This is a genomic window from Roseovarius albus, assembly GCF_900172335.1.
GTDB classification, from domain to species: Bacteria; Pseudomonadota; Alphaproteobacteria; order Rhodobacterales; family Rhodobacteraceae; genus Roseovarius; species Roseovarius albus.
In genome coordinates this window covers 189512-203297 of record NZ_FWFX01000007.1, presented here as the reverse complement: position 1 = coordinate 203297, position 13786 = coordinate 189512, and the positions used below count along the sequence as shown (strand labels likewise).

Sequence of the window (13786 nt, the reverse complement as noted above, 5' to 3'; positions counted from 1 at the left end):
ACGAAAGACGCTCGAAACGCGACGCTTGCATCACAGAAAACGCGCCGCATAATCAATCCAACAAGATGAGCCGAACTCTCTCTTAGTTTACGCCGCTCTTGGTGCCAAAATCTCTGACGACGGACAGGTGAAGCTCAAACGCAAATGCGCCATTCTTCGAGATGATACAAGCTATGCAACATACGATCTCGGGGATCTGGGAAGGCGGATTGACTGCTTTTTGCGACGGTCTGGTTCACCACACTCGTAAAGATCTTAGCGAACATGACGTTCCCTTCGCCACGAGGTTTGAGGTGCAAGATGGAAAAATAACCGACTACAGAATCTATGTCGATATTTCTGGTCTGTAGGCACCAAGATTTCGGGGGCTTGCTTGTATGTCTGCTCAAGCAATCTGCACCATCGGATTATGTAAGGGTTACATATGCGGCGGGCCCCGGTTTCTTGTTGATATCTTTGCTTCTTTTCGCGGTGGAGATCTTTATATACCTTTTGGCGCACAAAGACCGTGCTGTGGGCGCGCCCTTGTTTTTTGACCGTAACGGATTGGTCGCCGGTGGTCTTACCGCTTTGGCTATCCTTGCCCTTGCCATTATTCTAACCTTTACGGGCATCGTCGGAACCGGATTATGGTAAATTGAAGTCCGGGCAACATCCCACGATCAACCGAAGGGGACAACGTGAGCACTGAAAAGACTGCATCCTTAGGCGTTTGGACCTGTACCGCTTTGGTTGTTGGTAATGTCGTCGGATCCGGTTTTTTTCTGGCACCCGCTGCCTTGGCGGTCTTTGGCTCTGTCGCCCTTATTGGGTGGGTGGTGATGTCAATAGGGGCATTGTGTTTGGGGTTGGTCTTTGCCCGGTTGAGCCGAATAGTTCCCGAAACCGGTGGACCTTATGCCTTTGCACGCAAAGGGTTTGGTGACTTTGCCGGGTTTCTCGTTGCTTGGGGATACTGGATTTCGATCTGGGCGTCACTTCCCGCCATCGCGATCGCAGCGACAGACTATCTTCAAGTACTCATCCCGGCTCTTTCGGGCGCGCCAATTTCCAATTTAGCAATTGCACTGGCTTTGATGATCGGTGTCGCGTTGCTAAACCTCATGGGCACAAAGGAAGCTGGAAAATTTCAACTCATTGTTGTGAGCATAAAAATGATCCCATTTTTGGCTGTATCATTCCTCGGTCTGTTCTGGGTGGAATGGGGGCACTTCACACCGATCAATCCGACCAAAATGTCGTTTTTCCTTGCCCTTGCGGGTACCGCGCCGTTCATCATGTTCGCTTTTTCTGGTGTGGAATCTGCCACAGTCCCAGCTGGGGAAGTTAAGAACCCAAAGCGTACAATTGCAATTGCGACAATCGCAGGCACCCTTATCGCCGCCGCAATCTACACCTTCGGAACTATGTCAGTCATGGGCGTAATGGGACGTGTTGCTCTTGAACAGTCGGGCGCACCATTTGCCGATGCGGCCAGCCTGATGTGGGGGGGGTGGGCCGGATACGTTATTGCTGCAGCTGCGGTTCTATCTTCTATCGCAGCGTTGAACGGTTGGACATTGGTCATGGCGCAAATTCCATTAGCAGCGGCGCGACACGGATTGCTTCCCCAGATTTTTGCCGACCTCAATCGGAACGGTGTCCCCGCAAAAGGCATTGTCATCTCGGTCTCGCTTTCAGTAGCAATTTTGGTGATGCAAGCTTCAGGTTCCAAAGCTCTGATCAGCGTGTACGACTTCGTTGTCCGACTTTCGACCGTCGCAGATATGGTGCCCTATGTGTTCTGTTGCTTTGTCGAGGGCATTATACTCATCACACTTGGTAAGCGCATAGGATACCTCAACCCCCTCACGTACTTGCCAATCGCAACCATTGCCTTTGTCTTCTCAATGTTCACAATTTACGGGGCCGGGGCAGAAGCTGCTATGTGGGGATTTTTGCTGCTTCTCGCCGGACTACCAATTTACGTTTTGATCCAGGTTCGTCGTGAGCAACAGGAAAAATAGTTGCAAAGCCGTAGAATGATTACGCCGACGGACATTTGGATTGACTTGTAAACAGGCGTGATTATTGGGAAGAATTTTGTTGTGGACAATTCTGATTCTGTGAGCTGCGCTGCTGTCATTCATATTCTTGAAATGCTGCGTTATGCACGAAAGACTGAACTACAGAAGCTGCATCGCGGCATAACCGGTCGATGTGTATCCCGTCACGGCCTTTGAGACAGAGCGGCAGTTTTGCTAAGCGAGAGTTTTCGGTGTTTGACTGGTGTTTAAGTGGTGCCCCCACACGGACTCGAACCGCGGACCTACTGATTACAAATCAGTTGCTCTACCAGCTGAGCTATAGGGGCTTGCGGAAGCACATACGCATATCACCCTTCTACTTCAAGATAGAAAATGCGTGAAATCACGAACAGAAGACGGTTTATCTTTGTCTAAATAAATTTATTGTACATCTGCACATACCCCCAAATGGAACGCACATGCAGATCGTCTTTCACACCGGCGCACATTTAACTGACGAAGACAGGCTGATTAAATGTCTGCAACGAAACCGTGAGATGCTGGAAAAACACGATGTGAATGTGCCCGGTCTGGCGGCCTATAGAAAGTGGATAAGATCCGCGTTTGGGGAAAATGAATCATCAAACATTTCAGCCATGGTGAGCAAAGAAGTGTACGAATCTGTTGTTGGCCGCTCCGGTGCCAATCGGCACATCATTTCAAATCCTGGGTTTTTTGGCACCGAAAAAATGAGCTTCAGAAATGGACAGTTCTACCGCATGGCAGAACACCGGATCGACGCGATGTCTAAACTCTTTCCAAGCGCACAGCTAGAAATGTTCATGTCCATTCGAAACCCCGCATCTTTCCTGCCAACAATTTACTACAAATATTTTGATCTCACCGGGCAAAAACGCTTGTACGAAAACATGCTCACTTCTGTCCGGTGGTCAGATTTTTTTATGCGAATTCATCAAGCCTTCCCTGACATTCCAATTACGGTCTGGTGCAACGAGGACACCCCAGTGATTTGGGGCAAGATTTTGCAAACATTTGCAAATATTAATGCTTCGATTGAATTTGAAGGACAGTTCACATTGTTGAATGACATATTGAGCGAAGTTGGGCTCGAACAATTTCAATCATTTATGCAAAACCACAAAGGACTGAGTGAAGAGCAAAAACAGCAAGTAATAATCGCATTTATCGAGAAGTTTGGACGTGAAGAAGCATTGGAGCAAGAAATAGATCTGCCCAATTGGAATGACGAATTGACCGACGCAATGACAGAGACCTACGAGGACGATCTGGAGCGATTAGCACACATCCCTAATCTCAATGTGATATTGCCTGATCCTATGCAATGATACTGATGCGTGGTGAACAACTCGGCTTTTTGAAATAACTCGACACAGCGCTCACATTCCCAAGGCTTCTTTGTACAATTCCAACACCGCTTCCTCTTCGGCAATGTCATCTTTGTCTCGTTTGCGAAGCGAAACGATTTTTCGCAACACCTTTGTATCGTAACCACGTGACTTCGCCTCAGCCATAACCTCTTTTTGCTGCTCGGCGAGATCTTTTTTATCGGCTTCAAGACGTTCGAACCGTTCAACAAACTGGCGCAGTTCATCAGCGGTGACGCGATAGGTTGCATCTGGGTTCATATCGTTCATCTCGGCCTCATTGCAGTCAAATTCGGTTTCTGGCCCTTTCACTACTGACACATCAAGCGTGCTGCAAGTCTCAAAGCCGACGATCGCCGAAGAATTGCAGAGTGGTCGCGCTTGCAGTTTCTATTCAGTTGTTTTAGCGCAGAGGCGCACAACACATAAGAGGTTAACGAGATGGGTAGTCTGGTCTGGATTGGTGCCGCTGTATCTTTGGCGGGTCTTGTAGGCTTGTTTTGGTGCATCTTCAAAGTCTGGAAAGCGCGGAATGCAGGCATCAGCGACGATGAACTGCGCGAAGCTGTGCGCCAGGTCATGCCGTGGAACACCGGTGCCCTGTTCCTGTCGGTTCTTGGGTTGATGATTGTTATCGTCGGGATCGCATTAAGCTGATCCATTGGAATTCTGAATCCTAATAAAAGCTCCTGCCGTTGTTGACCATTTCCCGAAGGGTTTTGTGGGGTCCCCACAGCGGGCGCACAACATTCTCCCACTCCTGCATGGTCAAAACAATCGGCAAGAGGCCATGTAGATCGGACAGAAACAATGGACCGCCGGTGTCGCGCCCCATCCGCAAAGCAGCAACGCTTGTTACATCGATATCTGACGCCCGCTGCACGGCGCCCTCTTCAAGCAAACTGACTGCCTCGTTCAGCAAGGCACCATGCAACGCCAGCGCAACATCTCGGGAACTGCAAGAAACAGCTGACGGATGGGAATGTTTCCGGCGCCAGGCCTCCAGCCAAGACAACAGCGCAGGGTCTGCCGCCCCGAGGAGATAAAAACCACGCACCGCGCCGGAATGCTCCCTGCTGTCCGAAATACGCGATACTAAAAGGGACAAGCCTGATGTTCTCGGTAAGCCATGCCGTTCCATGAAACGATCCAATTGGATGGCGACATTCGACAAACCAATCTCATCAATCTGATGAAATGGCCCAAGCGACAGTCCAATTAACCCGGCGGCATCATCCACTTCTTCCGGAGACTGTCCTGCTGCGACCATTTCCAACGCAGCAAGAAACAGTGCCGATTGTAATCGGTTGGCTATCCCTCCGGAGGCTGCAGTTGTTTTGAGCAAGGTTCTTCCTTGGCCGCTACAGAAACGTGCCACGGTATCTACCGCATCTTTGCCAGCCCCATCGGCGATTGCGATTTCAGCGAACCGTATCCCTTCGCCAAATTGTGGAAAACTAAGGGTCATAACCGGATTTTCATCAAATCGATCGCCGGGTTCGTTTCCGTCAATCGCAATCCAGACACAGGTTTCCTTTAGTGATGGAAGGTCAGAATCTGCAGCCCCTTTCTGCATATCAAAGACGATATCGGCATGCTTCAAAGCATCAAAACCTGTGCCAGCAGAAAGCTTGGAAAGGTTACTTTCACATGCTGCAGCACTCAATTGGCCTGCTTCAACGGCCTGCTCATAAACCGCCTTGATGCGCTGGTGCTTATTCAAGGCCTGTTCGGCATCCGCATCTAACAAGACAACGTCAGCCCCACGGCTGTGACACAGCGACACCAAGGCCCCTAAATGCTTGTTGTGGCCTAAAAAAACGACCGTCTGCTCGTGCTGAACGGGATTTTCCGCCACCTGAACCATAGTGGCTTTCTTTTCGGCCAAATAGAGGTGGCGTTGCGCACGCGCCGATTTGGATGTGCGTAAATCTTCCAAAGCAGATTTTTCAAGAGCCAGTCCTTGTGAATAAGGCAGTAATTGCGCAGCCTCGACACAACGCAACAAACAATCAACAGCATCTCCTCGGTTCAAAAGCCGCAAGGATGCTTCATTGATCGCCTGTCTATAAGCGAAAGGGTCGGCAAGGCCTGCCACACTCTCTTTCGTCCGTGGCCACTGGCCGGTACTTGAGAGCTCTTTAACCAACTGCAGCGCAAGCTCTGTAGGGTCCAGTTCCGTAACAAGGTCAAAGACACCCTCAAGCAGAGGGTCGCTGACATCCAATACTCTTCCTGTCAGCATGAAATCCAAAGAGCTGTGCGCCCCAACCAAGCGTGGTAAACGCTGCGTGGCACCGCCACAGGGGATCAAGCCAAAAGATAGTTCAGGAAGCGCCGCCGTTGTTTCCGTCTTAGCGATCCGAACGGATCCGGCCAAGGCCAGTTCAAAGCCTGCTCCAAAGGCGGAACCATGAAGGGCCATCACAACGGGTTTGGGCCCATCTTCGATCAATGTGCATAACTCGGACACATCCGGTGAAGCTAAACCATCATCGTATTCCGCAAGATCAAGCCCAGTGCTAAAACACTCCCCGATCCCACGTAAGATTACGCCCTTTAGAGCTGCATCGCTGTAGGCTTGCTCTAGGTGCTGGAACAGTTCTGCTCTCATTGTCGGCGACAATGTATTCGCCACCGGGCGGCACAGGCTCAGGATTGCCACCCCTTCTCGAAACTCAGAATAAACTTCGGATACCAAACTGCCCCCCAGCATTTGTTGGTTTCAGTAAACACGAAACCCCCTGCAGGACGCAAGAACCTCTTCAGATGGGCATGTTGTCGAACTGTGCTTCTATTGCTTGCTCATCTAACTCTTTTCGCAACGCCTCGTACTCTGGTGGCAAATCCAGTCCTTCGGTTCGCGCCTCAGATAGCATCCATGACCAAGGGGACGCGTAGCGATATCGCTCATCCACGTTCGTCAACATGATCTTTTGCCAAAACGTTTCCAGTTGATCTATTTGCTTTACCATGTTGCCCCCTATCGCAACTTCAGTTCTATAATAAAGCGTGAACATCTATGCCGCATTCAATCCTACACGTTGAGTTTAGCCCATTCGTTGGGTCTCCGCATTGCGCTGAATCAAAGTTCACTAGACAGCTTGGATTCTTACGATACCATTGAAACATGTCAGGGAGGTGTCAATGTCACCAGAAGTCACCGGATTTTTCGACGAAAGTACCAACACCATTTCCTACGTGGTGAAAGACCCACAGGGCAGCGCCTGCGCGATCATAGATTCGGTTCTCGACTTCGATTATGCATCGGGGCGGACCGATACCACGTCAGCAGATCGGATCATTGCCTTTGTGAAAGAGAATGATCTGAAGGCTCAGTGGCTTATCGAAACCCATGTACATGCCGATCACCTGTCAGCCGCCCCGTATCTCCAAGACGCTCTCGGTGGCCGGCTGGGGATCGGCGAAAACATTTGCACCATTCAGGAAACCTTTGGGAAGATCTTTAACGAAGGCACCGAATTTCAACGGGATGGCTCTCAGTTTGATCAGTTGTTTCAAGAAGGTGACAGTTTTCAAATCGGTCAGTTGCGTGTCGACGTCCTCCACACACCAGGCCACACGCCCGCCTGTTTGACATATGTGATTGGCGATGCCGCCTTTGTCGGCGATACCTTGTTCATGCCTGATTTCGGCACGGCGCGCTGCGATTTCCCAGGTGGGTCATCTGAAACGCTTTATGCGTCAATTCAAAAAATCCTGAGCCTGCCGGAGGATACCCGCGTTTTTGTCGGCCACGATTACAAGGCACCCGGCCGGGATGACTTTGCATGGGAGACCACCGTCAGAGAGCAGAAGGCCAAAAACGTTCATGTTGGCACAGGGCATGATGAGCAAGATTTCGTGAAAATGCGCGACAATCGAGATGCGACACTACCAATGCCGAAGCTGATTATCCCCTCGCTTCAGGTCAATATGCGAGCCGGTGAGATGCCCCCAGCAGACGACGACGGAAATGTTTATTTAAAGGTGCCTGTGGACAAACTCTGATAGTTTTTGTGAAACATCACGTTTCGGCCTTGGGCAGCACCAGCCGAAACGCGGCCCCATTTTGCCCGGGCAGGTATGAAATGCTACCCCCGAGCCGCAACATAACTTCGCGGCAAATAGCGAGCCCCAGTCCTGCCCCATCGGCCCCGGTTTGACCAATACGGGAAAACTTCTCAAACGCCACCGCCTGTTGATCCACTGCTATTCCGCTGCCATTGTCATGAAAGTCCAGTGTGATTTTATCATCTTGATCCGCAGCCTTGATCGACAAAACAGGGCTTTCTGCATCGCAATATTTACGTGCGTTTGAAATCAGGTTGATGAACACCTGCACCAATCGATCCAGATCAGAGTAAACCGTGATCTCCTCAACTTCGCGGGATCGTTGGATGGTGATGTTATGCCCAACATCACCCGCCGCAGATTCAGCACGATCCAGCAAATCGATCAACTGTCCTTCTTGACGGCTCAACTCAACTTGGCCATTTTCCAAAACGCTAAGATCCAGCAAATCGTTCAATAGTCGTGTGAGACGAATGGTTTCATCATGAATGATCGACGCATAATGCGTTTGCTTGTCAGCATCCAACTCGTCCGCATCCCTTAGAATTTCGGAAAAAGCACGAATGGATGTCATGGGCGTGCGCAACTCGTGACTGATCTGTGAAAGAAATTCGTCCTTTTGCTGTGAAAGCTGCGTCAGCTTTTCGTTGGCTTCGCGTAACTGCCGGGCGGTTCGTGTCTGCTCCTCGGTCTTGGCTTCGAGCTTGCTGGAATACTCCATGATCTGGGCTGCTTCATTCGCAACGGCCAGCAGGTCCTCGACAGAGACCGCTGCCCCACCAACAATTTGCGAAATCATCGCGTGTGCCGTGGCAACCCCGACAGAGCCAGATAGTTCGCGTTCAAGTTGGAGCAAAAAATCTGGCGTTGGTTCGGGCAAATATCCAACCAGCCCTTGCTCGGACGCTGCCTGTGCAAAAAAAGCCTGCGCCTCTTTTGCACCCAGAATACGTTGCGACATGATCAACAGGTCCTCACTGCGGGCCATACTGCCGCTCCAACTGCCAGCAGTCGCTGAATGTTGGAATACATTGACAAATTGGGCACCTTGCAGCCGCTCTAGAGGTTCCGGAAAACTTATCATAGAAACAAGCACATAGGCCATTGTATTAAAGGACAGGCTCCACATCACGGCATGCACGACGCGGTTCAAACCTTCAGCACCGAACATCGCCTCGGGTCTCAGCCATGAGACCCCGAACAGCCCTAAGTCCATAACGGATTGGGGCAATAAAACATTTGGCCCAAAGCTCGGAAGGAATAGGCAATAAAGCCAAAGGAAGAAACCAACACCCAAACCAGACACCGCACCAACACGGTTCCCACCGCGCCAGAACAAGCCCCCCATGAGCGCTGGCAAAAATTGCGCAACGCCTGCGAAAGACACCAATCCTATCGCGGCAAGAGCGGTGCCGCCACCGGAGATTTGATAATAGAGATACCCTAAAAACAAAATCCCTGCGATGGACAGACGCCGTGCCAACAAGGCCACGTGGCGCACATCGCCTGACATGATCGCGGTGCCCCCGGTCGACCAAAGCCAGATCGGCATTACAATGTGATTTGAGACCATTGTCGATAGGGCAATCGAAGCAACAATGACCATCGAAGTTGCAGACGAAAATCCTCCCAGAAACGATAAAATTGCCAGACCATCTTGCCCCTCGTGCAGTGGCAGCGTCAGAACAAAAAGATCGGGATTCGACCCCTGTGGCAGCAGGTCCAAACCCAACACCGCGATGGGCACGACAAAAAGGCTGATCATCATCAGGTAGACCGGGAACGCCCACGAAGCCGTGCGCAAGTGCCCTTCGTCCTCGTTTTCCACGACCATTACCTGAAACATGCGCGGTAGGCAGATGAAGGCGGCCGCGGACAAGAGCGTCAGACCGACCCAGCGGCTACCGGGCACATCCCAGCGCGCGATGTTAGACGCATCAATACGGGCAAAGGTTTGTTCGATCCCCCCAGCCAATCCCCAAACGACGAACACGCCAACTGCCAACAAGGCGAAGAGCTTGACCACCGCCTCAAGCGCAATCGCCATGACCACACCGTGGTGACGCTCGTTGGCATCCAGATTGCGTGTGCCAAACAGAATGGTGAACAAGGCCAAACCAAAGGCCACCCAAAGCGCCGTAGATTGAGGATTGGGTGCATTGACCTGACTTGGATCTGCTTGTGCAAAGGCCTCGAATGACAGGGTCACAGATTGAAGTTGAAGCGCGATGTAAGGCGTCGTGCCAATAACGGCGATCAGTGTCACGCATACCGCCAACAAGTTAGATTTTCCGTAGCGTGAAGAAATCAAATCCGCGATCGAAGTGATCCGCTGACTGCGTCCCACCCGCACCATTTTGCGCAAGGTCCACCACCAGCCGATCATCACCAAAGTCGGTCCCAGATAGATCGTCAGATATTCCAGCCCAGAACGCGCTGCGAAACCCACAGCGCCATAAAAAGTCCATGCTGTGCAATAAATAGACAGCGAAAGTGTATAGATCACTGGCGAGCGTAGCCACGCTCCTCGTCCTTGGCGCGCGGCCCGATCTGCACCAAATGCCACCGCAAACAGGAAGGCGACATATAGTACACAAACGACAATCAAGATGTTCAACGTTGCCATCTTTTATGCCTCATCGTTCCGAACATTTCCCTCGCGATCTTGGGAGATATCCTCTGGCGCCAGGTATCTAGAAATCACTGCTGCAAGGAGGGCCAGACCGCCCCACACGAGGAAGAGATAAATCATCACGGAACTGGTTGAGATTTCGGTGCCCTCCGGCCGCTTCCACAGCAGCGGGATACAAATCAAACCTGCCCCTAATATCGGCAAAAGCCGGGCCGCATCGGTCATGCGCCGCCGTCGATATCCACGACGGTCCACAAAAACTGCGGTCTTTTTGCCGCTCATGACGGCATCATCGCGCGCACGGTTTCCAGAACCTCCGCGTTTGAAAACGGCTTGGTCATAAACTTATTCGCCCCTGCGCGTTCGGCCATTTCACGATCTTTCTTTTGCCCTCTTGCGGTCAGCATCAAAACCGGAGTGTGAGCCATCTGCGCATCCTGACGCAGCTCAGACAGTATATCGAAGCCACTTTTCCCTGGCAGCATGACATCCAGAATAATCAAATCGGGATTGCGTACGCGCACCACATCAACGGCATCATGTCCGTTGGAATGCGTTTTTACATCCCAACCATCCCGAGCCAGAATAAAGCTGATCGCTTCAATGATGTTTTGCTCATCCTCAATGACAAGAACCTGCTTACTCATGAAATCGGCCTCCCCCGGATCTGCGCCGCGCGCATTGTTGCACTATCCTCAAACCTGACCCTGCTGTCAAAATGCCTTTGTCAAGATTGAGGGCTCGCGTCGCGCTTTGCACTGTGAAATTCCGCAAATGCTGCAATTGAGACCGACGTCCCGTGCCGTCTGAGCCCCGCCAGGGTCCATATCGGGCAATAGCAGCATATAGGCCTTAGTCACCGCAGCAGTTGAGAAACTGGCAGGCTCGATCTGTTCACTAACCGCTAGGGCCTGAACCCGTTCCGAATCCATCCCTATTTGCCGCAAGGTAACGCTCACCGGGGTCTGCGGCGCGCTCAAAACCTGATAAATTGGCCAAAGCGCACAACCATCCCCGCTACGGGGTAAGGAAAACCCATCTAGGGGTTTGCGGAACAAAACTGCTCCTGTCACATCACTCACCAATAAGCCGACAGGACCGACCAGGTCGGTTGGCAACATTGCCAATCGGCGAAATACCTGTGGCAAAGTCATTTTGTACGTCGTGGCAATGCGCTCGGGTGTCCATGCTCCCTGCGAAATCAATTGCTCCACATCACTCATTGGCAGTGCTTGGGCATCTGCAACGTATGTCATCAGCAAGTCTTGCAGCAAAATTACGGATCCCGGACTGCAGACCGTTCTTGCGTCATCAAGCAATGCCGCGACATCGCCGCCTTCAGAATCGTTTTCAAGTTCCGGAAAGTGATACCCCCGCTTTTCGAGAAAGGCATGCATCTCATCATAAGGAGACCGAATGTCTCGTCCTGTTTCAGGCGCCCCTTCAAGATAGCGCACCAAGGCTTCGGCCCCTTCAGCGAGACGCTGGCTGTCTTCGTTAATATTTCGATGAAACCGTCCCTGCCATTCTGGCTCAAGCTCCTTGGTTTCAACCAAAATACTAGCCGCAGAGTGAATCGCGGTCACGGTTGAGATAACCTCATGCAGCGACCCGGCAAGCTGGGGATCGTGCGCCATCCGGTCCGTTAGGGACGTCACTGTTTGAATCAGTTCTTCACGTTCGTGGCTCAGGCGATTTAACAATTCGGCCCACCCCGGAAAACGTGCAGCGAATTCTTCAACACGCTCCACTTCGGCAGAAAATTCTTTGTGGCGCCCTGCGGCTCCGTGCAGTCCGTCAACGAGCCGCCGACCCACGCCGTCTGACAACAATGTCGGCTCCACCTCCAAGGCCTCAGCCAATTTCAGAAGTGTCTTGCCGCCGATTCTGCGCCGGTTGTGTTCGATCAAGTTGAGATATGACGCAGAAACACCCGCAAGCCGAGCCAGATCAGACTGCTTCATTCCCAGCAAAAGGCGTCGCTCGCGGATTCTTGTTCCAGCCATCAACTTTACGGACATCCATTATCCCCATGTAATTCAGGCATATCCTCATTGTTTAGCAAATTTATTTACAAATCAAATACCAATATCAGAAACTTTATTTACAAAATAATCATTTAATAAAAACCAGTTGTTGAGAAATTTTCTAACTCGCTACGATAATTAGCTTGCACATTTGTGCTCGCCGGAACCGTGGAGGAGATGCGGCCGGCACTTTATCAAACGGGAGGATATCAATGTCCAATTCGAGACTGACACGCCGTGGTTTGCTTAAAACCAGCGCCCTTGCAGGTGCCGGCTTGGCACTGCCAACGATCTTTACAGCATCATCGGCGGCGGCTTTTACAAATGAACCAACCGGCAGCTCAGTGACACTGGGCTTCAACGTGCCACAGACCGGCCCCTATGCTGACGAGGGTGCGGACGAGCTGCGCGCTTATGAGCTTGCGGTCGAGCACCTCAATGGTGGCGGCGACGGCGGTATGATGAACACCTTCAGCTCCAAGGCTCTGCAAGGCAACGGCATTCTGGGCAAGAAGGTTGAGTTTGTCACCGGTGACACACAGACCAAATCAGATGCGGCTCGCGCATCGGCAAAGTCGATGATAGAAAAAGACGGCGCGATCATGATCACCGGCGGCTCGTCCTCGGGCGTTGCTGTGGCTGTTCAAGGCCTCTGCCAAGAGGCTGGCGTGATCTTCATGGCCGGCTTGACACACTCAAACGACACCACAGGTAAAGATCGCAAAGCCAACGGCTTCCGCCACTTCTTTAACTCTTACATGTCAGGCGCCGCGCTTGCGCCGGTTCTGGCCAACGCCTACGGCACTGACCGAAAGGCTTATCACCTGACGGCTGATTACAACTGGGGTTACACCACGGAAGAAGCGGTAAAAGCTTCCACCGAAGCTATGGGTTGGGAAACAGTCGCGGCTGTGAAAACGCCGCTAACACAAACTGACTTCTCATCCTACATTGCGCCGGTTCTGCAATCAGGCGCTGATACGCTGGTTCTAAACCACTATGGCGGCAACATGGTGAACTCGCTCACCAATGCGGTTCAGTTCGGTCTGCGCGACAAGCAGGTGAACGGCAAAGACTTCCAGATCATCGTTCCGCTTTACTCTCGCTTGATGGCGAAAGGTGCGGGTGCGAACGTTAAGGGGATCTTTGGCTCCACCAACTGGCATTGGACACTCACGGATGAGGGCTCCAAAGCCTTCGTTAAATCCTTTGGCACCAAATATGGCTTCCCACCAAGTCAGGCGGCGCACACCACCTATGTGCAAGCGCTGCTTTATGCGGATGCGGTAGAGCGTGCTGGCTCGTTCAACCCATGCGCGGTTGCCGAGGCACTTGAAGGGTTCGAATTCGACGGCATGGGCAACGGCAAGACGCTCTATCGCGCGGACGACCACCAGTGCTTCAAGGATGTGCTGGTTGTGAAAGGGAAAGAAAACCCTGACAGCGAATTCGACCTGCTTGAAATCGTTGAAGTCACACCGGTTGATCAAGTGATGTACGCGCCTGATCACCCACAAATGGGTGGACCTGAGGCCACACTGGGCACCTGCAACGCAGGCGCATAAGCCAACCCTTGAAGAAAGGGCGGATGTTTTCGCCCTTTCTTTACCGGCCAGAGAAATAGGCCAATTTTATTCAATA

13 protein-coding genes and 1 tRNA gene are annotated in these 13786 nt (G+C 51.7%); 6 read left to right on the top strand and 8 right to left on the bottom strand.

Features of this window, described 5'->3' with window-relative positions:
* The first annotated feature begins 173 nt into the window (after positions 1–173).
* Positions 174–350 carry a nuclear transport factor 2-like protein gene (locus ROA7450_RS20990; protein WP_159454042.1) on the top strand — a complete coding sequence of 59 codons (177 nt, stop codon included), beginning with the start codon at positions 174–176 and terminating at the stop codon, positions 348–350.
* A 330-nt stretch (positions 351–680) separates the two neighbouring features.
* On the top strand, positions 681–2006 hold the full coding sequence (locus tag ROA7450_RS12800; RefSeq protein WP_143534442.1) for an amino acid permease: 1326 nt from the start codon (positions 681–683) through the stop codon (positions 2004–2006).
* 271 nt (positions 2007–2277) lie between these two features.
* Here the strand turns inward: ROA7450_RS12800 and ROA7450_RS12795 are convergent.
* A tRNA-Thr gene (locus ROA7450_RS12795) sits at positions 2278–2353 on the bottom strand.
* A 132-nt stretch (positions 2354–2485) separates the two neighbouring features.
* Between ROA7450_RS12795 and ROA7450_RS12790 the strand changes: the two genes are divergently transcribed.
* Positions 2486–3373, top strand: a complete 888-nt coding sequence (locus tag ROA7450_RS12790; protein ID WP_085806228.1) for a hypothetical protein — start codon at positions 2486–2488, stop codon at positions 3371–3373.
* Positions 3374–3424: 51 nt separating this feature from the next.
* Here ROA7450_RS12790 and ROA7450_RS12785 read toward each other — a convergent pair whose 3' ends face one another.
* Entirely contained in the window at positions 3425–3682 is a 258-nt protein-coding gene (locus ROA7450_RS12785; RefSeq protein WP_085806252.1) for a DUF2312 domain-containing protein, read from the bottom strand.
* A 171-nt stretch (positions 3683–3853) separates the two neighbouring features.
* On the opposite strand from ROA7450_RS12785, the gene ROA7450_RS12780 reads away from it, so the two are divergent.
* Positions 3854–4069, top strand: a complete 216-nt coding sequence (locus tag ROA7450_RS12780; protein WP_085806227.1) for a carboxymuconolactone decarboxylase family protein — start codon at positions 3854–3856, stop codon at positions 4067–4069.
* Between the two features lie 19 nt (positions 4070–4088).
* On the opposite strand, the gene ROA7450_RS12775 is transcribed toward ROA7450_RS12780, so the two are convergent.
* Positions 4089–6128 (bottom strand): enoyl-CoA hydratase-related protein, encoded by a 2040-nt coding sequence (locus ROA7450_RS12775; protein ID WP_085806226.1) that lies wholly within the window; start codon positions 6126–6128, stop codon positions 4089–4091.
* A 49-nt stretch (positions 6129–6177) separates the two neighbouring features.
* Positions 6178–6387, bottom strand: coding sequence for a hypothetical protein (locus tag ROA7450_RS12770; protein WP_143534441.1), 210 nt, complete (start codon positions 6385–6387; stop codon positions 6178–6180).
* Positions 6388–6559: 172 nt separating this feature from the next.
* Here ROA7450_RS12770 and ROA7450_RS12765 point away from each other — a divergent pair, with 172 nt between their 5' ends.
* Positions 6560–7423 carry an MBL fold metallo-hydrolase gene (locus ROA7450_RS12765; RefSeq protein ID WP_085806224.1) on the top strand — a complete coding sequence of 288 codons (864 nt, stop codon included), beginning with the start codon at positions 6560–6562 and terminating at the stop codon, positions 7421–7423.
* A 16-nt stretch (positions 7424–7439) separates the two neighbouring features.
* Here the strand turns inward: ROA7450_RS12765 and ROA7450_RS12760 are convergent, their stop codons facing one another.
* The 4 genes from ROA7450_RS12760 to ROA7450_RS12745 form a co-directional block, all read right to left on the bottom strand.
* Positions 7440–10112 (bottom strand): ATP-binding protein, encoded by a 2673-nt coding sequence (locus ROA7450_RS12760; RefSeq protein ID WP_085806223.1) that lies wholly within the window; start codon positions 10110–10112, stop codon positions 7440–7442.
* A 3-nt stretch (positions 10113–10115) separates the two neighbouring features.
* Positions 10116–10400: a hypothetical protein gene (locus ROA7450_RS12755; RefSeq protein ID WP_085806222.1), complete on the bottom strand. Its 285-nt coding sequence runs from the start codon at positions 10398–10400 to the stop codon at positions 10116–10118.
* Positions 10397–10765, bottom strand: a complete 369-nt coding sequence (locus ROA7450_RS12750) for a response regulator transcription factor (RefSeq protein WP_085806221.1) — start codon at positions 10763–10765, stop codon at positions 10397–10399. Before ROA7450_RS12750 ends, ROA7450_RS12755 begins: the two co-directional genes overlap by 4 nt.
* A gap of 66 nt (positions 10766–10831) precedes the next feature.
* The gene (locus ROA7450_RS12745) at positions 10832–12139 is read right to left on the bottom strand and encodes a helix-turn-helix domain-containing protein (RefSeq protein ID WP_085806220.1); all 1308 of its coding nucleotides are present in this window, start codon (positions 12137–12139) and stop codon (positions 10832–10834) included.
* A 218-nt stretch (positions 12140–12357) separates the two neighbouring features.
* On the opposite strand from ROA7450_RS12745, the gene ROA7450_RS12740 reads away from it, so the two are divergent.
* Positions 12358–13710, top strand: a complete 1353-nt coding sequence (locus tag ROA7450_RS12740; RefSeq protein ID WP_085806219.1) for a substrate-binding protein — start codon at positions 12358–12360, stop codon at positions 13708–13710.
* The last annotated feature ends 76 nt before the right edge of the window (positions 13711–13786 follow it).